Here is a 24443-nt window from a genome sequence, read left to right on the forward strand (position 1 = left end):
ATCCTTCAAAAATTTAGTCTGCGCATAATCTTTGTTTTATTTTAACACTAACCGGCATTGTTGAAAAGGGAAAAAGGAACCCGGATGCCTGCGCAAAAGGCCTCGGATTCCTTCTTTCTCTATCTTTATTTGCTCTTGATATATCCCTTTGCCGTCAAAGCCTCTGCGCAGAGCACTGCGCCGCCTGCCGCGCCGCGGACTGTATTATGGGAAAGGCCGATAAACTTGTAGTCATAGATCGTGTCTTCCCTGAGACGTCCGATAGACACTCCCATGCCGTTCTCATAGTCTACATCCAGCGTAACCTGCGGACGGTTATCTTCCTCCATATAGCGCACGAACTGCTTGGGTGCGCTTGGAAGATCGGCCTCTTGCGGAAATCCCTTATAACTCGTCAATTTCTCAATCAGCTGCTCTTTGGTCGGCTTCTTCTCGAAGTTAATGAACACGGCAGCCGTATGTCCGTTCAATACAGGAACCCGGATACACTGGCAGGTAATCTTTGGAAGCTGTGCTTTTACGATCTGGCCATCCTCTACTTTGCCAAGTACGCGAAGCGGCTCCTGCTCGCTTTTTTCTTCTTCTCCGCCAATAAATGGGATGATATTCTCTACCATCTCCGGCCAGTCCTTAAATGTCTTTCCGGCTCCCGAGATTGCTTGATAGGTAGTGGCAACCACCTCCTTGGGGCCAAATTCCTTCCATGCAGCAAGACATGGGGTATAACTCTGGATGGAGCAGTTTGGCTTGACTGCGATGAAGCCGCGCTCTGTTCCCAGACGCTTCTTCTGAGACTCGATCACATCAAAATGCTCCACGTTAATCTCCGGCACTACCATCGGAACGTCTGGCGTCCAGCGGTGAGCACTGTTGTTAGATACGACAGGGGTCTCTGTCCTGGCATAGGCTTCCTCAATTGCCTTGATCTCTTCCTTGGTCATGTCAACGGCGCTAAATACAAAGTCAACCGTTTCCGCCACCTTTTCCACTTCATTTACATTCAGGACAATCAGGCTTTTAACGCCTTCCGGCATCGGAGTATCCATCTTCCAGCGTCCGCCTACGGCCTCTTCATAAGTCTTTCCTGCTGATCTCGGGCTTGCAGCCACCGTAACGACTTCAAACCATGGATGGTTTTCTAGCAATGAGATAAAACGCTGTCCAACCATACCTGTTGCTCCTAAGATACCTACTTTTAATTTCTTTTCCATCGTCAATGTCTCCTTATCTTAATATTCCTCCATGTACTTTTTATACATGGCCAGTGTCTCTTCCATTGCCATCCTTCCCGGCGCCCCGGTCGTGATTCTCTTGTTCACGCAGGTCTCCAGGCTGATCGCATCGTATATATCTTTTTCAAAGGCCGGACAGATCTTCTGGTACTCTTCCAGAGGGAGTTCATCCAGCGCGATCTTTTTGTCAATGCATGTCAGTACCAACTGTCCTACAATGCCGTGGGCATCCCTGAAAGGCATCCCGTGATTCACCAGGTAATCAGCGGCATCCGTCGCATTGGTGAACCCATGTCTTGCACTGTCCTTCATGCGCGCTTTATTAAACTGCATGCTCCTTAGCATCCCCGCAAATAATGTCAGGCACCCCTTCGCAGTGTCTATTGCGTCGAACGCCCATTCCTTATCTTCCTGCATATCCTTATTATATGCCAGCGGAATTCCTTTCATAGTCGTAAGAAGCGCATTCAAGGCCCCGTATACCCGGCCGGTCTTGCCGCGGACCAGTTCCGCGATATCCGGGTTCTTCTTCTGGGGCATGATGCTGCTTCCCGTGCTGTAAGCATCATCAATCTCTACAAACTGGTATTCATTGGAATTCCAGATGATCACTTCCTCCGAGAATCTGCTTAAGTGCATCATAATGATGGAAAGGGACGACAGCAGTTCCAGAAGATAGTCCCTGTCGGACACTCCGTCCATGCTGTTTAGCGTAGGGCCTTCAAATCCCAGAAGCCTTGCCGTATATTCCCGGTCCAGCGGATATGTAGTCCCTGCCAGCGCGCCTGAGCCCAGCGGACACGTATTCATCCTCCGGTACAGGTCTGTCAGCCTTTCATGGTCTCTTTTGAACATCTCGAAGTATGCCCCCATATGATGGGCCAGCGTAATCGGCTGAGCCTTCTGCAGATGGGTAAATCCCGGCATGTAGGTATCAACATTCTCTTCCATAATGGTCAGGATTGCGAGCAGTATCTCTTCCACCAGATTATCCAGCATATGTACTTCATCTCTTATATAAAGCTTCATATCAAGAGCCACCTGGTCGTTCCTGCTCCTTCCGGTATGCAGCTTCTTGCCAGGCTCGCCAATCCGGTCGATCAAGGTAGCCTCCACAAAACTGTGGATGTCCTCATATTTGTCTGATATGACGAGTTTGCCCTGCTCCACGTCATCCAGGATGCCTTCCAGTCCCTCGATGATCTTTTCCTTCTCGATATCCGTAAGGATCCCTTGTCTCGCAAGCATCATCACATGCGCGATGCTGCCCCGGATATCCTGTGCATAAAATCTCTTGTCAAATGATATTGATGCATTAAAATTGTATACTAACTGGTCTGTTTCTTTTGTGAAACGACCTCCCCACAACTGTGCCATATGGATTTTCTTCCTTTCGTATTGAATCGTTGTCTACGATTTTATCATATTTCTGCATAAATTCAAACAATTATTGCATTATTTTACATTTCTTATGGAAAACTCGCATCCGCAGTAGTCCTGCCTGTAGAGTCCGAATTCCTTCGACAACTCGATGGAACGCTTATATCCGTTCCTTTTTTTGAAGTCTGACTGCAGGTATTTCACACCGTATTCATTCGCAAGCCTGGTTCCGATCTCGTTTAAACGGTCTGCATTCTTAAGCGGGCTGATGCTCAGCGTAGTCGTATAATATTCAAATCCGCCTTCTTTTGCAATCTTTGCCGCTTCCCGAAGTCTTAGCTCGTAGCACTTCAGACAGCGCTCGCCGCCTTCTTTCAGATGTTCCATTCCCCTTGCCATCTCATAAAACCGTTCCTTATCATAGTGCCCGGCAATAAATAATACCGGACGCTTCACCTTCATCTCGCCGATCAGCATCTGCTGCTCCAGTATCCTCTTGGTATATTCGCTCTCTGGAAATATATTGGGATTATAATAGAAAACCGTGATATTAAAATAGTCGCTCAGATATTCCAGCACATAACTGCTGCAAGGCGCGCAGCAGCTGTGCAGCAATAGGCTTGGCACTTTCTCTTCCTTTTTCAGGCGTTCGATCAGCCTGTCCAGTTCCTTCTGATAATTCATCCTGCCCCATCCCCTTGATAGTTCTTGGTGTTGTACTTATGAATTATAACTTCTTCTTACTATTCTGACAAGTGCAATCCGTCACTAATTCCCCATATCCACATAAAATAGTATATAGTCATTACAGGAGGTTCCTATGGAACAAGTATTAGAATTAAAACATATCCATTACGCCTACCATAACCTGGAAGGAGAAACGCCTGCTCTTATCGACATCTCCTTTGCATTGAACAAAGGGGAGTTTGTATCCATAGTAGGACCTTCCGGCTGTGGCAAATCTACACTTCTTTCTCTGATCGCAGGGTTGATCACTCCGGAAAAAGGCCTGATAAAAATTAATGGCAAGTACTTAAGAGAGAGTACCACGAATGTAGGATATATGCTTCAGCATGACGAACTCTTTGAATGGCGCACGATCTACAACAACGTAGTACTGGGGCTTGAAGTACAACACATGCTCACGGCCAGAACCCGGCAGCGTGCCCATGAACTTCTGAATGTCTATGGCTTGAGCCAGTTCGAGAATGCCCGCCCGTCCGAACTGTCCGGCGGCATGCGCCAAAGGGCCGCTCTCATCCGGACGCTGGTTCTGGAGCCTGACCTTCTGCTTCTGGATGAGCCTTTCTCTGCCCTGGATTATCAAACCCGGCTGAATGTAGGCGATGACATCGGACAGATCCTCCGCCAGGAGAAGAAGTCTGCCTTGCTGGTGACTCATGACTTGTCGGAGGCAATCTCTCTGGCTGACAGAGTCATCGTCTTATCGGGCCGGCCGGCTACCATCAGGCAGACGATCCCGCTCATATTCGATCTGGATTCCGATACGCCCCTGAACCGCAGGAACGCTCCGGAATTCAAGACCTATTTCAATCTCATCTGGAAGGAGCTGAACACCAATGAGTGACCTATCTGCAGGACAGAAAAAATACCTTCTCCAGCATAAGAAGCATAAAAGAATTGTCTGTGTTTCCAGGATACTGATTCTTTTAAGTTTCCTTTTTATCTGGGAATTCACTGCTAATGTGGGGATCATAGATTCTTTTATCTTCAGCAGCCCTTCTAAGATTGCGCTGTGCTTCTGGGGCATGGTGCTGGATAAAAGCATCTTCCTCCATATTGGAGTCACATTGTATGAGACCATCGTCAGCTTCCTGCTCGTAATTGCCATCAGCATTCTGGTGGCAGTTACGCTCTGGTTCAGCAGCAAGCTCTCCGAGATCCTAGATCCCTATCTGGTAGTCCTGAACAGCCTGCCCAAATCGGCGCTGGCGCCACTCTTAATCGTCTGGCTGGGGGCTACCAAGACTACCATTATCGTGGCCGGAATGTCTGTGGCGATCTTCGGCAGCATCCTAAGCCTTTATACCAGTTTTACCATCGTAGACCCAGGAAAGATAAAGTTAATCTATACCTTAGGAGGAAGCAGGTTCCATGCCCTGACCAAGGTCGTTCTCCCCAGCACGATTCCTACCATTATCAGTAATATGAAAGTCAACATCGGTCTATGCCTGGTAGGCGTGATCATCGGAGAATTCCTGGCGGCAAGAGATGGGCTTGGTTATCTGATCATTTACTCAAGCCAGGTCTTTAAAATGGATTGGCTGCTGATGTCCATCGTTCTGCTCTGCATTATGGCAATGGGGTTGTATTCGCTGATAAACCTTCTGGAAAGAATCTATCACAAGCGGGTATGACTTTGTTGCAAAGAGGGCGTTCTATGGCAAGGCGGCAAAAAAGCAGCTGCGGTTTCCCGCAACTGCCATACATATTAAATCGCTTCCTCATTCCAGCGTATCTTCGTTACGCATTCTGTCCACATATTCTGTCATCTCATCCGATGCCCCATCAAAAAGATAACGCTTTCCTTTTGAAGTCTTTTCCAGATGTTCTTCCCGCAGTTCTTGTTTTGCCAGTAAGATCTCGTTTTGCAGGCCTTGTGCCGATATCCGGTGTCCGCCCTGTCCCAATATGATCACCTGTTCCAGCGCATCTGACGTGGCAACGGTAACATGGTGCCTGCGTCCGATCTTGTGCGCCGTCTTCTCAATATACTGGTCCGCCGTCTCTGCTTCCTTCGTGTACACTACATAGATATTATGGTACTTGAATATGGTACCAGGATTTCCCTCCACCTTATAGGCATCAAATACGAGAATCAGCGTCATCTTCCGGAATCCCTGGTAATCGCTTAAGATATCCATCAGCCTGTCCCTGGCGCTCATGATATTGTCTTCTGCCAGTTGCTTTAGTTCCTCCCAGGCAAAGATAATATTGTACCCGTCTACCAGCAGATATGCTTCCTCATCTTCTGCTTTTTTCTTTCTGCCTGTACTCTGTCCGGAATGATAGCCTTCCGGGCTTGCTGCAATCTTCCTTCGCTGCGGCGCGCTCTTACGTCTGATGGGACCATACGTGCGCTCGAATATCTCCTTTAGTTCTTTCTCATCCCCTATGAAATCCCTGGATTCTTGTCCGGCTGTGTGCGGCGCGCTCACTGCAGCTTCTTGCCTTTGCTTTTCTCCCTGCGGCTTCCAGCCACTGTCCACATGCATCAGTTCTTCCACCTGATCCCACCTTGCCACATATCCTGCCCCATGAGCACAGAATACAGAGCCTGTAGGATTATCAAGGTCGCTCTCCGAATCATAGCCGATCGCTTCGATCACCTCTTTTGCATTGGCACATGGGGAATATCCTTTCAGCATGCAAAAGAGCCTCCCTCTGCCCCTGGTGTAAGATATGACTTCCGTCTGATAGTCCCGCATTGCAGCGACGGGGGCGCTGCCGGACAGCACTGACATATCTCCTTCCTTAACAGGCGGCTCAAAACGCCCGTTCATTCTCTGGATATCCGCCATTGCCCGGCCCACATTCTCCGTAGGCACTTCCAGGCGGAACGTATAGTAGGGCTCCAGCAGGATGCTCTGCGCCTTCTTAAGCCCCTGGCGCACAGCCCGGTATACCGCCTGCCTGAAATCCCCGCCTTCCGTATGCTTCTGATGGGCCTTGCCTGCAATGAGCGTTATCTTCATATCCGTGATCGCCGATCCGGTAAGCACGCCCAGATGCTCCTTTTCCTCCAGATGGGTTAAGATCAGCCTCTGCCAGTTTCCGTCCAGCTGGTCAACACTGACCTCGGAAGCAAACACAAGTCCGCTTCCTTCTTCCAGCGGCTCCAACAGAAGGTGGACTTCCGCATAATGGCGCAGCGGCTCGAAGTGCCCTACGCCTTCCACCGGGTAGCCTATGGTTTCCTTGTAGACGATGCTGCCCGTATCAAATTGCACGGCCATCCCAAAGCGGTCCCAGATCAGCCTTTTTAATACGTCTATCTGGACTTCTCCCATCAGTTTCGCATGAATCTCACCCAGCCTTTCATTCCAGACGATATGAAGCTGGGGCTCCTCTTCTTCCAGCAACTTAAAATTCCTGAGGCTGGCCTGTACATCGGCATCTTCCGGCAATACGATCCGATACGTCAATACTGGCTCCAGCACCGGCATATCCGATGCCTTCTCAATTCCCAGTCCCTGTCCGGGATAGGTGGTATCAAGCCCGGTAACCGCGCACACCATGCCCGCCTCTGCCTCCTGCGCCAGTTCATGCTTATTCCCGGAATAGATGCGGATCTGATCGACTTTGCTTTCCCCGATCACATCCTTTACCTTTAGTCTTCCTCCCGTGATCTTCAGATACGTCAGCCTGCTTCCCTGGCTGTCCCTTGCAATCTTATACACCTTAGCCCCGAATTCGTCCGGATATTTCTTTGCTGTTGTAAATGTCGCAAGCCCTTCTAATAATTCTTCCACCCTGGATAATTTCAGGGCAGAGCCAAAATAGCAGGGGAATACTTTCCGCTCTTCGATCAGCCTGGCAATGGCCTTCGTCTCAAGATGTCCGTCCGCCAGGTAATGTTCCAACGTCTTCTCATCGCACAGCGCCACCTGCTCGTAAAAATCCTGCTGCGCCCCTTCCTGCCCAAAGTCTATACACTCTCCGCCAAACCTGGCGTTAATCTGTTTCATAAGGCTATCCCGGTCTGTCCCTTCCTGATCCATCTTATTGATAAATAGGAAGGTTGGAATCTTATACCTATCCAGGAGCCGCCACAGCGTCTCTGTATGCCCCTGGATGCCGTCCGAGCCGCTGATCAATAAGAGGGCATAGTCCAGCACCGGGAGCGTGCGTTCCATCTCCGCCGAAAAATCCACATGCCCTGGGGTGTCCAGAAGCGTTATCTCTATATCGCCCGCCTGAAATACCACCTGCTTGGAGAAGATGGTAATCCCTCTCTCCCTTTCCAGTTCAAACGTATCTAAAAAAGCATTTCCATGGTCTACCCTGCCAAGTTTCCGCAGGCTGCCGCTAAGGTACAGCATTCCTTCCGACAGCGTGGTCTTCCCTGCATCCACATGGGCCAAAATACCTAAAACAATTTTTTTCTTCATCTATCTGTCTTCCCTGCTTGCTAGTTTATATCGTATTTCTTTCATTGACGAATCATAATAGTAAACGTGATCTTCCTTATGCCATTATCATAAGTCATAATAACTAATTTATTATAGTCTTTTTTTTATGCCCAAGTCAATATTCTTACAATTTTATCAGACATTTCACTCAAAAAACTAACTTTTAAACTTTTAAAAAAAGTTCTTGCAAATATTGTAAAATTCGTTATAATATTATTTGTGGCTGTTATGAAACGGCACATGCTGGAATAGCTCAGTCGGTAGAGCACTTCACTCGTAATGAAGGGGTCGTCGGTTCAAGTCCGATTTCCAGCTTTTTAATCAAAAATAGCGCTAGTCTTAAAAATCAGATTATTAAATGAGTTGATAAATGAATAGTTCTTCATTTATCAACTCGCTTTTTTTGCTTATAAGCCTTCCAGTTCTTTCATTTCCATTCCTGAACGGATGCATCTCAATTCCCTTTTGGCATATGGACCGTCAGTTGCGGATATGGTATCTCCACGCCATGCTCGTCAAGCGTCAGCTTGATGGTCTCCAAAAGCCGCCATTTGGTGGGCCAGAACTCCTCATTCTTCACCCATGCCCTGGCGCCAATTACGACGGCGCTGTCTGCCAGATCATCTACGAACACCACGATCTCATCATCTTTCAGGATGCTCTCGTCCTGGCGTATAATATTTTCAATCAGCATCTTCGCCTTTTTAAGGTCTGCGCTGTAGGAAATGGATAGTTTAAGGTCCAGCCGCCTTTCATCCTTTGCAGTGGCATTGGTAAGGCTGTTGTTGGTCAGCATTCCGTTGGGTATCACGATCGTCTTATTGTCGATGGTGCTGAGTTTTGTATAGAATATCTGAATTTCCTTGACGGTTCCTTCTTTTCCATTGGAATCCTCAATGATGTAATCTCCGACTTCAAATGGCTTCAAAAGCAGTATCAGCACGCCGCCGGCAAAGTTAGACAGGCTTCCCTGGAGGGCAAGACCGATAGCCACGCCGCCGGATGCGATCAGCGCTGCCACAGATGTGGTATCTACGCCGAACTTGGACGCAATGCTGAATATGAGCAGAAAGTATAATGCGAATTTTAACACGGAATCCACAAACTGCTCTACGCCCTTATCCGCGCTGGATCTCTCGATGGAGCGCCTTACGATCTTGCGTATCCATTTGATCAGAATCCGGCCGATGAAGAAGAATACCAGGGCCAGAAGAACCCGGATTCCAAAGCCGATCAGCGTTGGGATATTGTCTTGTATATATTGGGCAAAACGGCTGACTTCTTTCACCGTCTGCTGGGTCACTTCAGCAACTTCGTTGGTCGTCTCTGTTGTCATATTTATCCTCCTTGTCTCTACTTTAAGGCAAGAAATGCGCTCAGATTGCCCCTTTTCTCTCCTGTAGCCCGATGCGAGAACAGAACCTCTTGATTACAATGGGTGCACAGATTGGTAACTGCAAGATTCTCTTTGCGGATTCCTGCTTCCAGGAATACCTCTTCGTTGGCCCGCCACAGGTCCAACTGGTACTTTCCATTTTCTTTTCTATAGAACAGCCGGGGCCAGACTGCTTCATTAAAACTGTCTCGGAATCTGTCAATTACATCCTCGCTGACTTCATAGCAGTCCTGACAGATGGATGGACCGATGGCCGCAACGATGTCTTCCGTCCTTGAGCCATATTCCCTCATCATAGCCTGCACGGTAACCTTTCCTATCTTGCCCACCGTCCCTCTCCATCCGGAATGGCTCAGGCCGATGGCCTTTTTTACCGGATCGACCAGAAAAAGCGGAACGCAGTCCGCGTAGAAGGTTACCAGGCAGATCCCCGGCACATTAGTCACCAGTCCGTCCGTTTCCATAAATCTTCGCCCTCTGTCTTCAGCTTGGACCACTGCCACATTGGTGGTGTGGGTCTGATGCGTGTAGGTCATATCCTCCGGCTGCACGCCGATAGCCGCCCCAATTCTGCGCCTGTTCTCAGCTACCGCTTCAGGGTCGTCGCCCCTGGTGGTGCTGATGTTCATGGTAGCGCAACTGCCTGTGCTGACTCCTCCCAGTTTTGTCGAAAACCCATGCTTTACTGCGCCGGTTCCCTCAAGCAGCGGGTAGGAAAGGTATGGAACCCCATTCACCACATTCTCATCAAATATATGTTCTTCATTCTTATAGGTTAAGCCTAATCTCATGATTTTATCCTCTTCCTTGTCATGCTAGCCAATATAGTCAAAAGCATTCTTGTATAAAGTAATCTCGTCTCCTTCTATGCTGACCACGTCAAAGCGGCATTCGATTCCCTGAAGCCCCTTAGCGGCAAGGTAGTACAGGGCGCATTTTGAGATAATCCTCTGCTTCTTTTCGTCCACGGCCTCGGCCGGATGTCCGCTTCCCGGGCCGCCGCGGTATTTTACCTCGCAGAATACGAGGCATTTTCCGTCTCTTGCTATAATGTCAATCTCGCCCATCCTGCACCGGAAGTTATACTCCTGTATTACATATCCTCCGGCTTCCAGAAAAGCGCCGGCCTTTCTTTCATATTCCGTGCCGATCTTTCGTGTATTGAATCCCATGCTGCCGCCTTCTTCTTGCTATACAAAGTTCTTAATAAATGTAGCCCTGTGGATCGGGGAGGGCCCTAATTCCCTAAGCCCCGCGATATGCGCCTTGGTCCCATATCCTTTATTGCTGGCAAAGCCATAGCCCGGAAGTACCTGGTCATACTCCACCATCAGCCTGTCCCTAGTCACCTTTGCGATAATGCTGGCCGCCGCTATGGATACGCTCTTAGCGTCTCCTTTTATGATGGGCACCTGCCGTATGGAAACCTGCGGGATGGTAACGGCATCGTTCAGCAAAAGATCCGGCTCTACCTTAAGATTAGAGATTGCCATCCGCATTGCCTCATATGTTGCCTGAAGGATGTTGATCTCATCGATCCTTGCCGAGCCTACAATTCCGATGCCTGTGGCAACCGCCCTCTCCATAATCTCCTCATACAGCGCCTCCCGCTTCTTTTCCGAGAGTTTTTTGGAATCATTCAGATACAGGATGGAACCATCTTTAGGCAGGATCACCGCGCCTGCCACAACCGGCCCTGCAAGCGGCCCCCTTCCTACTTCATCAATTCCGCATATATACCGGCACGCCCCGTATTCCTTCTCGTATACGCTCATAGCCTCGGTGCGCGCCAGTTCCTTTTCCAGCCTCTCCTGCTGCTTTCTAAGCCTTTCCTCTTCCCGTTTATTCATGCTTGATCACTCCCATTTTGTCAAATGGATAGATGCGGATCCAGGCTCTTCCCATCAGATCCTTCCTCTTCAGGATTCCAACGCTTGGGTCCCTGCTGTCAGAACTGTGGTTCCGATTGTCCCCCAGGACAAAATACTCATCCTCCCCCAGGGTGATTGGCTCGGCAGCAATTCCCGCCGCCTCCATCACTTCCGTGCCATAGATATCGCCGACAAGCTGTTCGCCGTTGATATACGTATATCCGTCGATTACCTGGACCGTCTCTCCCGGAAGTCCGATGATGCGCTTGATATAGTATGTATTTTCCTCATACTTATAGGGAAATACAATAATATCATACCGCTTCGGCTCCTTGAAATGATAGGTCAGCTTATCTACGATCAAGTTGTCTCCATTGCTCAACGTCGTCTCCATGGATGAGCCGCTGACTCTCGTTCTCTGCCCTACAAAGGTGATAATCAGGTAAGTAAGGCCAATGATAATCAGTATATATAGAAGCCATCCTCCCAGTTCCCGGAAAATGCTTCTTTCTTTCGTCTCTTCTCTTGTACGTCTTGCCATCTGCTGCAATCCCCTTTCTGACTCCTCACTAGATTCTATCACACTTCCTGTGGATATTCCAGTGTAAGCCTTCCCAGTTTTCCATTCCGGAAATCATCCAGCAAAAGAAGCGCCGCCTTTTCCGTGTCCAGCTCGCTGCCCTTCAAGAGACAGTTTCTGCTTCTTGCGATGCCGGCAAGCATGACATAGGCGTCGTCTGATGGTTCCACGCTGTATTTTTCTTCCAGTACGCCCGGATAATTCGCATTCAGGAACTTGATCAGCTCGGCTGCCAGTTCTTCCGTATTCAGGATTTCGTCTTTGATAGAGCCGATAAAGGCCAGCCTTAATCCAACTTTCTGGTCTTCAAACTTCGGCCAGAGGATTCCCGGCGTATCCAGAAGTTCTACCTGCTTATTCAGGCGAATCCACTGCTTTCCCTTGGTTACTCCCGGCTTATTGCCGGTCTTTGCGCAGGCTTTCCCCGCCAGCGCATTGATAAAGGTGGATTTTCCCACATTGGGAATACCCACCACCATGGCCCGTACCGGACGGTTGAGGATTCCCCTCTTCCGGTCCCGTTCCATCTTCTCTTTGCAGGCCTCCTGGATAACACCCTGGATGGACTTCAATCCGCCGCCTTTTTTGGAGTTCAACTTGACAACGAAGAAGCCCTTCTCCCTGAAGTATTCCGCCCAGGCATCGTTCCACTTGTCCTCCGCCAGATCGGCCTTATTCAGAAGAATCATCCTCGACTTGTTCTTCCCCAGTTCATCAATATCCGGATTCCTGCTGCTCACCGGAATCCTGGCGTCCACCAGCTCGATCACCAGATCAATTAATTTTATATTCTCCTGCATCATACGCTTTGCTTTTGTCATATGACCCGGATACCATTGAAAATGCATACATTATCTCCTTATCTGATCAATCCAAAACTTTTCTTCGGGGATATGGTAAGCCATGCTTTCCCATATATATACTCCCGCTTTACATTGCCCACATCCGCATTCCTGCTGTCCTCGCTGTTTTGGCGGTCATCCCCCAGCACAAAATACTCGTCTCCTGCCAGATGTATCTTCTCGTTGGCAATTCCCACATCATCTATATCCGTCGTCTTGTAATCCTCTTCCAGCTTTTCCCCGTCAATATATATCCGGTTCTCGATAATCTCAACCGTCTCTCCGGGAAGCCCTACGATTCTTTTAATGTAATAGTGGGCATTTTCATTCCCCTTGGGCTTGAATACGATAATATCGCCTCTTTTGGGAGTCGTGGCATTGTATACGATACGGTTCACAAGGACGACATCGCCATTATGAAGCACTGGGTTCATAGAATCCCCTACGGTGCTGACTCTCTGGCCGAAATACCACACAGCCACGAAAGCCAGAAGGCATACAATGGCAATCTTGAATATCCAGATTCCGACAGCCGGAAGATATTCAAGGTTGATGCGGATTCTTTTTCTTCTTGGCCTTGAAAATCCCAGGCCCTTTCTTCTTCGTCTCATATTTTCCCCTTAAAACAGAAAAAGGACAATATACAATATGTACTTGTCCTTTTCTCATCGTCTCTTATTTTACTAATTCTTTTACTTTGGCTCTCTTGCCCACACGGTCTCTTAAGTAGTTCAGTTTCGCTCTTCTTACCTTACCTCTTCTAACTACTTCAACTCTCTCAACGTTTGGTGAGTGTACCGGCCAAGTCTTCTCAACACCGATTCCGTTAGAATTCTTTCTTACGGTAAATGTCTCTCTTGATCCGCCGCCCTGTCTCTTCAGTACGGTTCCCTCAAATACCTGGATTCTCTCGCGAGCGCCTTCTTTGATTTTGCCGTATACCTTTACCGTATCTCCAACATGGAATTCCGGAGCCTGCTCTTTTAACTGCTCGGCTTCAATATTCTTAATAATATCGTTCATTCTGTGTGACCTCCTTATTTACTTGGATGTTCTTAATACATGCGTACTAGAGGACCATCTCTCTCTTCACAACATGCTATAGTTTATCATATTTATTAATCTATTGCAAGACTTTTCTTGGCGATTTCCAGTTCTTTCTCTGTCAGATTAGCCTTCTTTAACAGATCCGGCCGGTTCTTTGCCGTGCGTATGATGGACTGTTCCCTTCTCCATGCTTCGATGTTGGCATGATGCCCGGAGAGAAGTACCTGAGGCACCTGCTTCTCATGCCATATCTCCGGCCTTGAGTACTGGGGATACTCCAGCAGATTATCCTGGAAACTTTCGAATTCCGCAGACACGTCATTGTGCAGTACTCCGGGAACCAGCCTTGAGATGGCATCTACCATTATCATTGCCGGCAGTTCGCCTCCGGTCAGCACATAATCGCCTATAGATACGTAATCCGTCACGATCTCTTCCAGTACCCTCTCATCGATGCCTTCATAATGTCCGCACAATAGCACCAGCTCTTCTTCCCTGGCATACTCCTCGGCCATCGTCTGGCAGAACGTCCTGCCCTGGGGGGACAGATACACGACTCTCGGACGCTTCCCGCTTTTCTGGCAGATTGCCTCATAGGTCTGATAGACCGGCTCCGCCTGCATCAGCATCCCTGCTCCGCCTCCATAGGGATAGTCGTCCACGCTGTTGTGCTTATTATACGCATAATCCCTTATATTAACCGCATCAATGCTTAGCAGTCCCTTTTCTATCGCCCTGCCGGTAATGCTGGTGTTCAGGCCATTCATTACCATGTCAGGAAATAACGTCATAATATAAAAATGCATGTTTCTTATCTCCTTAAATCACTACGTCTATGCCTTTGGCGGCAGGCTTACACAAGGCCTGCCATCACATGAATTTTCATCAGCCTGCCGGGGATGTCCACATCCAGGATACACTCCTTGATCGCCGGAATCAGCACTTCCCCGCCATCAGCCCGCCTGATCACATAGACGTCATTGGCGCCTGTCTCCATTACATCCTTAAGCGTCCCAAATTCCTCTCCTTCATCCGTAATGACCTTCATGCCGATCATATCTGCAATGAAATATTCGTCCTCTTCCAGTTCCACCGCGTCTTCGCGATTTACAAAAAGCGGGCATCTCTTATATCTTTCTACGTCGTTTATATTATCAATGCCTTTAAACTTCAGGATGACAAACTGTTTAAAAAATTTCACCCCTTCAATTTCCAAAGACAATGTCTCTTTCCCTGTATCCAGCATCACATCCTTCAGTTCCCTGAACCTCTTCGCATCATCCGTGGTCGGAAATACTTTGACCTCTCCGCGGATTCCATGCGTAGACGTAATGACGCCTACCTGTAATAACTCTTCCATATGAATCTCCTCTTTCCGGGACGAATAAGGACAGGCCTGTCCCCAAGTCTGTCCCTCTCATATTCGTATTAATCCATGATATCTACGATAACTTTCTTATCTTCCTTCGCAGCCGCTGCCTTTACCACAGAGCGGATTGCTTTGGCGATACGTCCCTGCTTCCCAATCACCTTGCCCATATCGGAATCGGCAACATGTACTTCCAGGATCATCGTCTTCTTATCCTCACGCTCATTAACAACAACGCTGTCAGGATCGTCGACTAACGCTTTCGCGATAACCTCAACTAATTCTTTCATATCGTGCACCTCCAAAGGCATGTCTTATTTCTCAATGCCAGCTGCTTTAAGAATCTTGCTTACTGCTTCTGTAGGCTGTGCACCATTGCTTAACCACTTCTTAGCTGCTTCCTCGTCAACCTTGATTGCGCTAGGATCACAGTTCGGATCGTAAGTACCGATCTCATCGATGAACTTGCCATCTCTTGGTGATCTGGAATCAGCAACGATGATTCTATAGAAAGGAGCCTTCTTCTGTCCCATTCTTCTTAATCTGATTTTTACTGCCATAGTATTTCACCTCCATAATATTTTTTCATTATCTATATAACGCGCGCCTGCGCGGTATACCAACTTTAGAACGGCAGGCGGAACTTTCCTTTTCTGCCGCTTTTTCCCACCATCTTCATCATCTTCTTCATCTCGCCGAATTGCTTGACCATCCGGTTGACTTCGCTGATGTCTACCCCTGCTCCTCTTGCAATCCTGTGCTTTCTGGAAGGATTCAGAAGATCCGGATTCCTTCTTTCCTCCGGCGTCATGGAATAGATCATGGCCTCCATCCTTGCCATATTCTTCTCTGCCTGGGCCGTCTGGTCTTCGTCCAGATCCTTCATCTTGCCCATGCCTGCGCCCAGCGCTGGCATCATGCTCATGATGCTGCCAAGGCCTCCCATGTTCTTCATCTGCTTTACGCTTTCCAAATAGTCTTCAAAATCGAACTGGGCTTTTTTCAGTTTCTGGGACATCTGCTTTGCTTTTTCTTCATCGATCTCGGCCTCCGCCTTCTCGATCAAAGTGAGCACGTCTCCCATTCCCAGAATACGGGATGCCATCCGATCCGGATAGAACTGTTCCAGATCAGAGAGTTTCTCTCCCATACCTACATATAGGATCGGCTTTCCGGTAACTGCCTTTACAGACAGCGCCGCGCCGCCCCTTGTATCGCCGTCAAGCTTGGTGACGATGACTCCGTCTACGCCAATCTTTTCATTAAACTCTTTGGCCACGTTCACCGCGTCCTGTCCTGTCATGGCATCGATCACCAGGATTGTCTGATGAACGTTCACCGCTTCCTTGATCTCTGCCAGCTCCGCCATCATATCTTCATCAATATGAAGGCGTCCGGCTGTATCCAGAATCACGATCCGGTTGCCGTTTTTCTGTGCATGCTCGATCGCCGCTTTGGCAATGTTGGACGGCTTATGGCTCTCGCCCATGGCGAACACTTCCACGCCCTGCTTCTCGCCATTAACCTGTAACTGCTTGATCGCCGCCGGTCGGTATACGTCACAGGCCACCAGAAGAGGGTTCTTACCCTTTACCTTATATTTCCCTGCCAGTTTGGCAGTGGTTGTCGTCTTTCCAGCTCCCTGAAGGCCCGCCATCATGATGACCGTGATGGCGCTTCCCGGCTGAAGCGCGATCTCCGTAGTCTCGGAGCCCATCAGCTTCACCAGTTCCTCGTTGACAATTTTAATCACCATCTGGCCCGGATTCAGTCCGTTCATCACGTCCTGGCCTATGGCCCGCTCCTGAACGTTCTTAATAAAATCCTTAACAACCTTGAAGTTGACGTCCGCCGCAAGCAGCGCCCTCTTGATCTCTTTGAGGGCTTCCTTTACATCATCTTCGGTCAGTCGGCCTTTACTTCTTAAGTTCTTGAAAATGTTCTGAAGTTTTTCTGTCAAACTGTCAAATGCCATTTTACAACTCCTCTATGATCTCGCCGGATATCCTGCGGATCTTCTCTATAATGTCATGGATATCGCTTTCTTGATATCCATCCAGCAAATCGTCAATCTGCTTCACCTTATCCTTGACAGCCACGAATTTTGCTACCAGCTGCAGTTTATCTTCGTAGTCCTTAAGCGTCTGATTGCATCTCTTGATCAGGTCATGCACGCCCTGGCGGCTGATGCCTGCCTCTTTTGCAATCTCTCCCAAGGATAGGTCTTCCAATACGAACTGTTCATAGATCTCCTTCTGATGCTTGGTCAGAAGTTCTCCATAAAAATCGTATAGCAATGCCTGTTCTAATATCTCATTCATTTTCTCACCTGTGTTATCATATAACAAAAAAATAAAGGTGTCAAGTATTTTTTCTTGACACCCCGTAAACCTTTTTATTAATTGCTTCCGTCTCCGGCTGCATGCCGCCGCCCCAAGACTTCCTCCTTTTGAGCCGTCGATATTGGCAAGCGGCACATCCTCGTCCTCGGAAGTCACCAGGCCGTTATCGTCTTCGTCATCTGTCTGGATCCCGTTCGCCTCATTTTTCTTTCAGCAGTCTCTCTACATTCAGAATTCCCCATCCATAGAAGGGCATCTTCTTTCCAGCCTTATCGCACCGCTCCCTCAGCAGCAGTTTAATCTCTACATTTCCCGCATCTGGATATTTGGACAGGTATAAAGCAATCGCCCCTGCCACTATTGGCGTTGCCATAGACGTCCCGCTTTTCATAACATAGGGCCTTCGATCCTTCGGATAACCTGCATTGCAGGACATAATCTGATAGCCCGGCGCCACCAGGTCAGGCTTTACGATGCACTGCTGCGTGGGACCAAGTCCGGAGCAGTTATTCTTTACCTTGGAATTACCCATTGCCCCCACGGTAATTACTTTCCGGCTGTTTCCGGGTACTGCCACCGTCCCTTCTCCCGGCCCGTAGTTACCGGCAGACACCACTACCGCAATACCCGCATCCCACAATTGCTCCACTGCATGCAGCAGTTCATTCTCCTTAGGCTCCTCCAGGCCTGTCTTTGCTCCCACCGATAGATTCACCACATGGATGCCATATTTAAGCCGGTTCTTAAAGATCCACCGGATTCCCTCCAGGATCTGCCGAATGCTCCCCTCCCCGCCTTCATCCAGAACCTTGACGATAACCAGCCTGGCCTTGGGTGCCATCCCCCCATAGAGGCCTCGATAGGCGCGCCCGTCCCCCGCCAGGATTCCTGTCACATGGGTCCCATGGCCGCTGTCGTCATATAAGCCATGCCGTCCGTTCACGCAATCCTTAAACCCTATGACCCTTCCGGTAAAGTCGGGGTGCATGGCAAGCCCTGTGTCCAGTACGGCCACGCATACGTCTCTGCCATTATTCATTGCTTCTATCGTATCACTGCACCAATAATGCACTGCCTGTTTCACATGATTCATGTTAAAATATCCTTTTTTATCAGGATATTCGAATCATCCGGTATCCGACACCAATATGCGTCTGAATATATTGGGGGTGGTTCTTGTCTTTCTCTATCTTCTTTCGAAGAGAAGCCATATAGACTCTTAAGGAAGACCTATCGCTCTCAATGGCATTGACCCATACTTTATCCAGGATGAACTGATAAGTAAGCACCTTCCCCACATTTTTTGCCAGAAGGCATAAAAGGCTATATTCCAAAGGCATAAGATGAATCTCATGATCTCCGATAGATACCGTTCCCGCACCATAATCAATCGTCAGTTCGCCATTATGGAAAATGCTTGCATTTCCCTCGTCCTTCTGCATCAGATATTGGACGCGCCGAAGCGTTGAGCGCAGCCTTGCCAGCAGTTCCTCTACGCTGAAGGGCTTCGTCAGATAATCGTCCGCCCCTGCGTCTAAGGCATCCACCTTGTCATGATCATCGCTACGGGCGCTGATCACGATAATCGGAGCCACGGACCAGGTGCGTATCTTCTTGATCACGTCCACGCCGTCCATATCCGGAAGTCCCAGATCCATCAGAATAATGTCCGGGCTTCCAGATGCCGCGGACATGACTGCCTGATTCCCATTGGCAGCAGCCATATACTTATAATTCTGCGATTCCAGCGTCGTCGTAATCAGGTTCCTTACAGGAGCGTCATCCTCCACCACCAGAATATACGGTTTTCCATTCGTCATCATAACTTTACATCCTCCACTTTCAGTTCAAACCGGAATATGGTTCCCTGGGGCACATTGTCATATACCTTGATCTTACTTCCATGGGCACCTACAATGGCCTGGCAGAGTGTAAGGCCAAGCCCCATGCCCCTCCTGCCGTCCGCCACGGAATGATTGACGGTATAGAACATGCGGAACAGTTCTTCCTTCTGGTCATCAGGAATTCCAGGTCCGTTATCTGAGACGGAGATGACCGCCCGATCCCCGAACCGCTTCGCCTTAATGCTGATTATGGAAAGCGGCGGCGTGTACTTGATGGCATTGTCCACCAGATTGATGATCACCTGCATCATCAGCCTCACGTCTACCCTGACCATCAGGAATTCATCGCAGTCCACTTCAATCTCCTGCTCTTTTCCCCTGCGGTTCACATGCCTTAGAGCCTCCATGATCACATCTTCCATGATCTCACCCTGTAGGTTCAGTTCCATGGAGCCATTCTCGATCCTGGTCACCGACAGTAGATTCTCAACCAGATTGATCAGCCACATGGAGTCATCGTAGATATCCTTATAGATCGCGTTCTTCTGCTCTGTTTTAATCTGCTCTCCATTTCCCAGCAAGGTCTCCGCATTTCCGGAAATGCTGGTGAGAGGCGTCCGCAAATCATGGGAAATGGACCTTAGAAGATTGGCTCTTAACTGCTCTTTCTGCAGTCTTACCGCGGACTCCTTGCTGGAGAGCATCCATTCCTCCTTCTCAAGGGCAAATGCGCACTCATTCAGAATCGCCCCCATGATCCCCTCTTCAAAAGCCGGAATCTCCCGCCGCTCCATATCGATTCCTACCACCGCGAAGACCTTGTCCGTGCTGCGCACCGCCATGCACAGACATCTGGCTCCGGGGAGGGTCTGCGTGGTATATCCGGCATGCTTGTTATTGCGGTAGCTCCACTGGGCTACTGCAAGTTCCGTATCATCCAGAATCTCTGGTGCATCCTCATGAACCTTATAGACAATCGGTGCATTATCTTTCTCCGGTTTTCCCAGATAAAAGTAAATATTCCGCTCCAGAAGCATCCCCAGCTGTTCCGCCGTCTTCGCGGCAATGTCCTCCAGTGTGGATGCGTCCTGCAGCTTCCTGCTGGTTTCCAGCAGGATCTCTGTCCGATACGCCTTGCGGGCATTCGATCTTGCGTAATCCTTGACCTTGCGGGTCAGCGTAGAACTGATAACCGCTGTAATAAACATGACTCCGAAGGTGATCAGATACCCCGGATCATTGACTTGAAGCGTCCGAAACGGCTCTGTAAAGAAAAAATTGAATACCAGGATACTCATCACGCTGGCAATAGCTCCCCAGATCTGCCGGCTGGCAAATATTGCGCAGGTCAGCACGCTCAGCATATACACCATGACGATATTCGCCGCGCTGAATCCAAATATACGGTTCAGGGCAAACGCTGCGATCGTGGAACCTGCAAGGCTTGCTATGCAGATCATCAGATCTTTTCCGGTATTCTTTCTGCCCTTAGCCTGCTTGCGTTTCTTCTTCCCTTTCAGGTACTTTTTATCATAGGCGTCCGGAATCAGGAAGATCTCCAGGGAGGGTGCCTGCCTGCTCAATTGCTCCGAGAAACTGTCCCGGATAAATAGCATTCTACGCTTGGTATACGTCCTTCCAAGCACCAGCTTGGAGACCCGGGATACCTTGGCATATGCTCCGATCTCTTCCACGATATCGCTTCCATAGGAAGTTACCACCTTGGCGCCCAGCTGTTCAGCAAGCCTGGTATTCTCATTTAACTGCCGGATATCTTCCTTGGTCATGCCGGAAGCATCTGGCGTCTCCACATACAAGGCGGTAAACTTTCCGTGGAATGCCCCGGCCATCCTTGCCGCCTGACGGATCACCTTCTGGTTGGAGGGAGACGGCGACAGGCAGATCAATATATGCTCCACCGTCTCTGCGCCCCCGTTGGATATGGCTTCCTGGGCCAGATTCACCCGGTCCGCCATTCTACGCAGGGCAATCTCCCTTAAAGACACCAGATTCTCTTTCGTGAAAAAATGGTACATGGCCCGGCTGGCCTGCTTCTCCCCATAGATCTTTCCCTGCTTCATGCGCTCCAGCAGTTCTTCCGGCTCGATATCCACCAACTCCACCTGGTCAGCCTCATCGAACACGGAATCGGGAATCCGCTCTCTTACCATAACGCCGGTTATACCCGCGATGGAATCGTTCAGGCTCTCCAGATGCTGTACATTGACGGTTGTATACACATTTATGCCTGCTCTTAAGAGTTCCTTGATATCCTGGTAGCGCTTCTCATGCCTTGAGCCGGCTGCATTCGTATGGGCAAGTTCATCCACCAGCAGAATCTCCGGCTTTCTTATTAGCGCCGCCTCCAAATCGAATTCTTTCAGTTCTATATTATTATAGGAAATCTTCCTGGGCGGAAGCATCTCAAGCCCTTCTGTGAGAGCCATGGTCTCCGGCCGGGTATGCGGCTCGATATATCCCGCCACCACATCAATCCCCGATTCTTTCGCCTTATGCGCAGACGACAGCATGGCATAGGTCTTCCCTATGCCTGCTGCGTATCCGAAAAATATTTTTAGTCTCCCTTTCCGTTTCTGCTCCTTCTCGCTTTCCATGATCTGCTTCAGGAACAGATCGGGATTTCTCTTATCTTCATATAAGCTCATCTTTTCCACCGCACCTATCTTACTTCAAAATGCCATCCAATGCAAGGTTGACTTCCAGCACATTGACCGTGTTCTCTCCAAAGATGCCTAAGAATCTGCCTGTCGTATACTTGTCAATGATCTTCTCCACCTCTTCTTCCTGCATATCCCGCTCTTTTGCGATCCTTGACACCTGGTACTTAGCTGCATCGGCGCTGATATGAGGATCCAGGCCGCTCCCCGAATTTGTGACCAGATCTACCGGAATGCTCTCCTCCTTCGCGTCTGGATTGGCCTTCTGAATCATGGCGATCCGTTCCTTCACTTGTTCTTCATAGTCCTGGCTTGCCGGTGATTTGTTGGAGGGACCTGCGTATATCGTGGCATTTCCTTTTTCATCCGTGAAGGTCTCCGTGTTCGTGCTCATGATACGTCCCCACATATATTCCTTGCCTGTAAATTCCTGCCCCAGAAGTTCGCTTCCATACTTGACCCCGTCCACTTCTATGATACTCCCATTTGCCTTGTCATGAAAGAGCAGCTGGGAAATTCCGGTAACCGCCAGCGGATATAGAATCCCACACAATATAGTAAATGCCGCCAGGACTGCCAATGCCTTTCCTGTTACTGATCTTAATATTTTCATATAACCCACACCTCTTTCTTCATTTATACCAGGAATCCTAATGCCACAATCAGCATATCAATCACTTTGATACACAAAAATGGCGCAACGATGCCGCCTGCTCCATAGACCAGAAGGTTCCTTCTAAGCAGTTTTCCTGCTGATACTTCCCTGTACTTGACGCCCTTAAGCGCCAACGGGATCAATGCGATGATAATCAGCGCATTGTATATGATTGCCGAGAATATGGCGCTCTGCGCGCTGTGCAGATCCATGATATTAAGCGCGGCCAGTCCCGGATACACCCCCATGAACAGAGCCGGGATAATGGCGAAATATTTTGCAAGATCATTGGCAATGCTGAACGTTGTCAGGCTCCCTCTCGTCATGAGCAGCTGTTTTCCAATTCGCACGATATCGATCAGCTTCGTCGGCGAGGAATCCAGATCTACCATATTGCCCGCTTCTTTTGCAGCCTGGGTTCCGGTATTCATGGCAACTGCCACATCTGCCTGTGCAAGCGCCGGCGCGTCATTCGTCCCATCTCCGGTCATTGCCACCAGATGCCCCTTCCTTTGCAGTTCCCGGATCATATCCAGCTTGCCCTCCGGCGTGGCCTGCGCCAGGAAATCATCCACGCCTGCTTCTGCTGCGATCGCCGCTGCAGTCATCGGATTGTCTCCGGTGATCATCACGGTCTTAATCCCCATCTTTCGAAGATCTGCAAACTTCTCCTTCACGCCGGACTTAATGATATCTTTTAAATAGATGACTCCGATTACCAGATGGTTCTTTGCGACGACCAAGGGCGTGCCCCCTTTTCCCGCAATCCTTTTCACAACATCTTCGCACTCTTTGCTGAAGATGCCTCCCCCTGCTTCCACATATTTTTTGATTGCCTCTGCAGCCCCCTTGCGGATTTCCATTCCTTTTGCATTGACGCCGCTCATGCGGGTCTTGGCGGTAAATGGGATGAATTCCATCTCTAAGTCCTCAAGATCCCTCCCGCGTATTCCAAATTCATCCTTGGCGAGAATGACAATACTGCGGCCTTCCGGTGTCTCATCCGGAAGCGAGGACAACTGGGCAGCGTCAGCCACCTCCAAAACGGTGTGGCCGTCTACTGGAATAAATTCGCTGGCCTGCCTGTTTCCAAGCGTGATGGTCCCTGTCTTATCCAGAAGAAGCGTGTCTACGTCCCCGGCCGCCTCAATGGCCCGTCCGCTCATAGCCAGCACGTTTGCCTCGTTCAGCCTGCTCATTCCCGCAATACCAATGGCGGACAGCAATGCGCCGATGGTGGTTGGAGCAAGGCAGACCAGAAGAGCGATCAGCGAAGTGATGGAAGTCGGATTCTCAATCCCCGCCTGATCTGCACAGAACAGGGAGTACGCGTACAGCGATACAGTAACCAAGATAAAGATGATCGTCAGGGCAATCAGGAATATCTCCAGCGCGATCTCATTGGGCGTCTTCTTTCTGGATGCCCCTTCAACCATTGCAATCATCTTGTCCAGGAAACTCTCTCCGGCCTCGCTGGTGACACGCACTACGATCCAGTCTGACAACACGGTGGTTCCTCCTGTTACTGCGCTTCTGTCGCCGCCTGCCTCCCGGATTACCGGCGCCGACTCTCCTGTGATAGCGCTTTCATCGACGGATGCAGCACCTTCGATGACTTCCCCGTCTGCCGGTATCTGCTCTCCGGCCTTGACGATAACCAGTTCCCCTTTCTTAAGGAACGCAGACTTTACATCTTCCACCTTTTCCTTCTTTGTAATGGAAGGGATCTTGTGGGCCGTCACATCTTTCTTGGATGCCCTTAAAGCGTCTGCCTGGGCCTTTCCTCTTCCTTCGGCAATCGCCTCCGCAAAGTTAGCGAAAAGGACAGTGAACCACAGGATGATCGCCACTCCGAAGATGAATCCTGCCGGCGCATCCTGGATTCCCACGAGTGACAATACAAACAGCCCAGTTGTCAGAATTGCTGAGACGTATACCAGGAACATGACCGGATTCTTCGCTTCTGTCATCGGCGATAGTTTTATGAATGAATCTTTGATGGCTCTTTTTATCATCTTTCCATCTGCAAGACTGGTTTTTTTTACTTTTTCCAT

General features: G+C 49.2%; 25 protein-coding genes and 1 tRNA gene. 3 read left to right on the top strand and 23 right to left on the bottom strand.

Translation table 11 applies throughout. From position 1 onward, the window contains the following. Positions 1-125: 125 nt before the first annotated feature. The 3 genes from asd to HDCHBGLK_RS16220 all read right to left on the bottom strand — a co-directional run bounded on the left by asd (position 126) and on the right by HDCHBGLK_RS16220 (position 3296). Positions 126-1211: an aspartate-semialdehyde dehydrogenase gene (gene asd, locus HDCHBGLK_RS16210; protein ID WP_004606703.1), complete on the bottom strand. Its 1086-nt coding sequence runs from the start codon at positions 1209-1211 to the stop codon at positions 126-128. A gap of 18 nt (positions 1212-1229) precedes the next feature. After that, positions 1230-2609, bottom strand: coding sequence for an argininosuccinate lyase (gene argH / locus HDCHBGLK_RS16215; RefSeq protein WP_004606702.1), 1380 nt, complete (start codon positions 2607-2609; stop codon positions 1230-1232). 78 nt (positions 2610-2687) lie between these two features. Beyond that, positions 2688-3296 carry an epoxyqueuosine reductase QueH gene (locus HDCHBGLK_RS16220; RefSeq protein WP_004606701.1) on the bottom strand — a complete coding sequence of 203 codons (609 nt, stop codon included), beginning with the start codon at positions 3294-3296 and terminating at the stop codon, positions 2688-2690. Positions 3297-3432: 136 nt separating this feature from the next. Here HDCHBGLK_RS16220 and HDCHBGLK_RS16225 point away from each other — a divergent pair, with 136 nt between their 5' ends. After that, complete coding sequence (locus HDCHBGLK_RS16225; protein ID WP_004606700.1) at positions 3433-4200, top strand: ABC transporter ATP-binding protein; 768 nt, start codon at positions 3433-3435, stop codon at positions 4198-4200. Beyond that, positions 4193-4990: an ABC transporter permease gene (locus tag HDCHBGLK_RS16230; RefSeq protein WP_004606699.1), complete on the top strand. Its 798-nt coding sequence runs from the start codon at positions 4193-4195 to the stop codon at positions 4988-4990. The genes HDCHBGLK_RS16225 and HDCHBGLK_RS16230 overlap by 8 nt, the downstream gene beginning before the upstream one ends. 87 nt (positions 4991-5077) lie before the next feature. On the opposite strand, the gene HDCHBGLK_RS16235 is transcribed toward HDCHBGLK_RS16230, so the two are convergent. Beyond that, positions 5078-7744 (bottom strand): translation factor GTPase family protein, encoded by a 2667-nt coding sequence (locus HDCHBGLK_RS16235; protein ID WP_004606698.1) that lies wholly within the window; start codon positions 7742-7744, stop codon positions 5078-5080. Between the two features lie 263 nt (positions 7745-8007). Between HDCHBGLK_RS16235 and HDCHBGLK_RS16240 the strand changes: the two genes are divergently transcribed. After that, positions 8008-8080: transfer RNA gene (locus HDCHBGLK_RS16240), tRNA-Thr, on the top strand. A gap of 139 nt (positions 8081-8219) precedes the next feature. On the opposite strand, the gene HDCHBGLK_RS16250 is transcribed toward HDCHBGLK_RS16240, so the two are convergent. The 19 genes from HDCHBGLK_RS16250 to kdpB form a co-directional block, all read right to left on the bottom strand. Further along, a complete protein-coding gene (locus tag HDCHBGLK_RS16250) occupies positions 8220-9101 on the bottom strand; it encodes a mechanosensitive ion channel family protein (RefSeq protein ID WP_004606697.1) in 882 nt (293 codons plus the stop codon). 17 nt (positions 9102-9118) lie between these two features. Then, on the bottom strand, positions 9119-9952 hold the full coding sequence (pgeF, locus tag HDCHBGLK_RS16255) for a peptidoglycan editing factor PgeF (protein ID WP_004606696.1): 834 nt from the start codon (positions 9950-9952) through the stop codon (positions 9119-9121). A 24-nt stretch (positions 9953-9976) separates the two neighbouring features. Next, complete coding sequence (locus HDCHBGLK_RS16260) at positions 9977-10333, bottom strand: YraN family protein (RefSeq protein WP_004606695.1); 357 nt, start codon at positions 10331-10333, stop codon at positions 9977-9979. An 18-nt stretch (positions 10334-10351) separates the two neighbouring features. After that, positions 10352-11011, bottom strand: a complete 660-nt coding sequence (locus HDCHBGLK_RS16265; RefSeq protein ID WP_004606694.1) for a ribonuclease HII — start codon at positions 11009-11011, stop codon at positions 10352-10354. Beyond that, positions 11004-11573, bottom strand: coding sequence for a signal peptidase I (gene lepB / locus HDCHBGLK_RS16270; RefSeq protein ID WP_009249299.1), 570 nt, complete (start codon positions 11571-11573; stop codon positions 11004-11006). The genes HDCHBGLK_RS16265 and lepB (HDCHBGLK_RS16270) overlap by 8 nt, the downstream gene beginning before the upstream one ends. 38 nt (positions 11574-11611) lie before the next feature. Then, positions 11612-12460: a ribosome biogenesis GTPase YlqF gene (ylqF, locus tag HDCHBGLK_RS16275; protein ID WP_004606692.1), complete on the bottom strand. Its 849-nt coding sequence runs from the start codon at positions 12458-12460 to the stop codon at positions 11612-11614. 11 nt (positions 12461-12471) lie between these two features. Next, positions 12472-13065, bottom strand: coding sequence for a signal peptidase I (gene lepB, locus HDCHBGLK_RS16280; RefSeq protein WP_004606691.1), 594 nt, complete (start codon positions 13063-13065; stop codon positions 12472-12474). Positions 13066-13129: 64 nt separating this feature from the next. Next, entirely contained in the window at positions 13130-13477 is a 348-nt protein-coding gene (gene rplS / locus HDCHBGLK_RS16285) for a 50S ribosomal protein L19 (RefSeq protein ID WP_004606690.1), read from the bottom strand. A 95-nt stretch (positions 13478-13572) separates the two neighbouring features. After that, positions 13573-14307, bottom strand: coding sequence for a tRNA (guanosine(37)-N1)-methyltransferase TrmD (trmD, locus tag HDCHBGLK_RS16290; RefSeq protein ID WP_004606689.1), 735 nt, complete (start codon positions 14305-14307; stop codon positions 13573-13575). A gap of 47 nt (positions 14308-14354) precedes the next feature. Beyond that, on the bottom strand, positions 14355-14861 hold the full coding sequence (gene rimM, locus HDCHBGLK_RS16295) for a ribosome maturation factor RimM (RefSeq protein WP_004606688.1): 507 nt from the start codon (positions 14859-14861) through the stop codon (positions 14355-14357). Positions 14862-14929: 68 nt separating this feature from the next. Then, positions 14930-15160 carry a KH domain-containing protein gene (locus HDCHBGLK_RS16300; protein WP_009249300.1) on the bottom strand — a complete coding sequence of 77 codons (231 nt, stop codon included), beginning with the start codon at positions 15158-15160 and terminating at the stop codon, positions 14930-14932. 24 nt (positions 15161-15184) lie between these two features. Next, positions 15185-15430, bottom strand: a complete 246-nt coding sequence (gene rpsP, locus HDCHBGLK_RS16305) for a 30S ribosomal protein S16 (protein ID WP_004606686.1) — start codon at positions 15428-15430, stop codon at positions 15185-15187. A gap of 65 nt (positions 15431-15495) precedes the next feature. After that, a complete protein-coding gene (ffh, locus tag HDCHBGLK_RS16310; protein ID WP_004606685.1) occupies positions 15496-16845 on the bottom strand; it encodes a signal recognition particle protein in 1350 nt (449 codons plus the stop codon). Between the two features lies 1 nt (position 16846). Continuing rightward, positions 16847-17191 carry a YlxM family DNA-binding protein gene (ylxM, locus tag HDCHBGLK_RS16315; RefSeq protein WP_009249302.1) on the bottom strand — a complete coding sequence of 115 codons (345 nt, stop codon included), beginning with the start codon at positions 17189-17191 and terminating at the stop codon, positions 16847-16849. 220 nt (positions 17192-17411) lie between these two features. Then, a complete protein-coding gene (locus HDCHBGLK_RS16320) occupies positions 17412-18305 on the bottom strand; it encodes a S8 family peptidase (protein WP_004606683.1) in 894 nt (297 codons plus the stop codon). 19 nt (positions 18306-18324) lie between these two features. Next, on the bottom strand, positions 18325-19035 hold the full coding sequence (locus HDCHBGLK_RS16325) for a response regulator (RefSeq protein WP_004606682.1): 711 nt from the start codon (positions 19033-19035) through the stop codon (positions 18325-18327). After that, on the bottom strand, positions 19032-21722 hold the full coding sequence (locus HDCHBGLK_RS16330) for a sensor histidine kinase (RefSeq protein ID WP_004606681.1): 2691 nt from the start codon (positions 21720-21722) through the stop codon (positions 19032-19034). Before HDCHBGLK_RS16330 ends, HDCHBGLK_RS16325 begins: the two co-directional genes overlap by 4 nt. 19 nt (positions 21723-21741) lie before the next feature. Beyond that, positions 21742-22347 carry a potassium-transporting ATPase subunit KdpC gene (kdpC, locus tag HDCHBGLK_RS16335; protein WP_004606680.1) on the bottom strand — a complete coding sequence of 202 codons (606 nt, stop codon included), beginning with the start codon at positions 22345-22347 and terminating at the stop codon, positions 21742-21744. 23 nt (positions 22348-22370) lie between these two features. Next, complete coding sequence (kdpB, locus tag HDCHBGLK_RS16340) at positions 22371-24443, bottom strand: potassium-transporting ATPase subunit KdpB (RefSeq protein ID WP_004606679.1); 2073 nt, start codon at positions 24441-24443, stop codon at positions 22371-22373.

It is taken from the genome of [Clostridium] scindens ATCC 35704, from assembly GCF_004295125.1.
Classification (GTDB): Bacteria; Bacillota; Clostridia; order Lachnospirales; family Lachnospiraceae; genus Clostridium_AP; species Clostridium_AP scindens.

Coding starts and splice junctions, on each gene's coding strand:
- HDCHBGLK_RS16325 (WP_004606682.1), bottom strand. CDS start 19,035: ATGATGACGAATGGAAAACCGTATATTCTGGTGGTGGAGGATGACGCT.
- HDCHBGLK_RS16265 (WP_004606694.1), bottom strand. CDS start 11,011: ATGAATAAACGGGAAGAGGAAAGGCTTAGAAAGCAGCAGGAGAGGCTG.
- trmD (WP_004606689.1), bottom strand. CDS start 14,307: ATGCATTTTTATATTATGACGTTATTTCCTGACATGGTAATGAATGGC.
- kdpB (WP_004606679.1), bottom strand. CDS start 24,443: ATGGAAAAAGTAAAAAAAACCAGTCTTGCAGATGGAAAGATGATAAAA.
- asd (WP_004606703.1), bottom strand. CDS start 1,211: ATGGAAAAGAAATTAAAAGTAGGTATCTTAGGAGCAACAGGTATGGTT.
- argH (WP_004606702.1), bottom strand. CDS start 2,609: ATGGCACAGTTGTGGGGAGGTCGTTTCACAAAAGAAACAGACCAGTTA.
- ylxM (WP_009249302.1), bottom strand. CDS start 17,191: ATGAATGAGATATTAGAACAGGCATTGCTATACGATTTTTATGGAGAA.
- kdpC (WP_004606680.1), bottom strand. CDS start 22,347: ATGAAAATATTAAGATCAGTAACAGGAAAGGCATTGGCAGTCCTGGCG.
- ylqF (WP_004606692.1), bottom strand. CDS start 12,460: ATGCATTTTCAATGGTATCCGGGTCATATGACAAAAGCAAAGCGTATG.
- HDCHBGLK_RS16230 (WP_004606699.1), top strand. CDS start 4,193: ATGAGTGACCTATCTGCAGGACAGAAAAAATACCTTCTCCAGCATAAG.
- pgeF (WP_004606696.1), bottom strand. CDS start 9,952: ATGAGATTAGGCTTAACCTATAAGAATGAAGAACATATATTTGATGAG.
- HDCHBGLK_RS16225 (WP_004606700.1), top strand. CDS start 3,433: ATGGAACAAGTATTAGAATTAAAACATATCCATTACGCCTACCATAAC.
- HDCHBGLK_RS16260 (WP_004606695.1), bottom strand. CDS start 10,333: ATGGGATTCAATACACGAAAGATCGGCACGGAATATGAAAGAAAGGCC.
- rplS (WP_004606690.1), bottom strand. CDS start 13,477: ATGAACGATATTATTAAGAATATTGAAGCCGAGCAGTTAAAAGAGCAG.
- HDCHBGLK_RS16250 (WP_004606697.1), bottom strand. CDS start 9,101: ATGACAACAGAGACGACCAACGAAGTTGCTGAAGTGACCCAGCAGACG.
- lepB (WP_009249299.1), bottom strand. CDS start 11,573: ATGGCAAGACGTACAAGAGAAGAGACGAAAGAAAGAAGCATTTTCCGG.
- HDCHBGLK_RS16320 (WP_004606683.1), bottom strand. CDS start 18,305: ATGAATCATGTGAAACAGGCAGTGCATTATTGGTGCAGTGATACGATA.
- rpsP (WP_004606686.1), bottom strand. CDS start 15,430: ATGGCAGTAAAAATCAGATTAAGAAGAATGGGACAGAAGAAGGCTCCT.
- lepB (WP_004606691.1), bottom strand. CDS start 13,065: ATGAGACGAAGAAGAAAGGGCCTGGGATTTTCAAGGCCAAGAAGAAAA.
- HDCHBGLK_RS16330 (WP_004606681.1), bottom strand. CDS start 21,722: ATGAGCTTATATGAAGATAAGAGAAATCCCGATCTGTTCCTGAAGCAG.
- HDCHBGLK_RS16220 (WP_004606701.1), bottom strand. CDS start 3,296: ATGAATTATCAGAAGGAACTGGACAGGCTGATCGAACGCCTGAAAAAG.
- HDCHBGLK_RS16300 (WP_009249300.1), bottom strand. CDS start 15,160: ATGAAAGAATTAGTTGAGGTTATCGCGAAAGCGTTAGTCGACGATCCT.
- HDCHBGLK_RS16235 (WP_004606698.1), bottom strand. CDS start 7,744: ATGAAGAAAAAAATTGTTTTAGGTATTTTGGCCCATGTGGATGCAGGG.
- ffh (WP_004606685.1), bottom strand. CDS start 16,845: ATGGCATTTGACAGTTTGACAGAAAAACTTCAGAACATTTTCAAGAAC.
- rimM (WP_004606688.1), bottom strand. CDS start 14,861: ATGGAAGAGTTATTACAGGTAGGCGTCATTACGTCTACGCATGGAATC.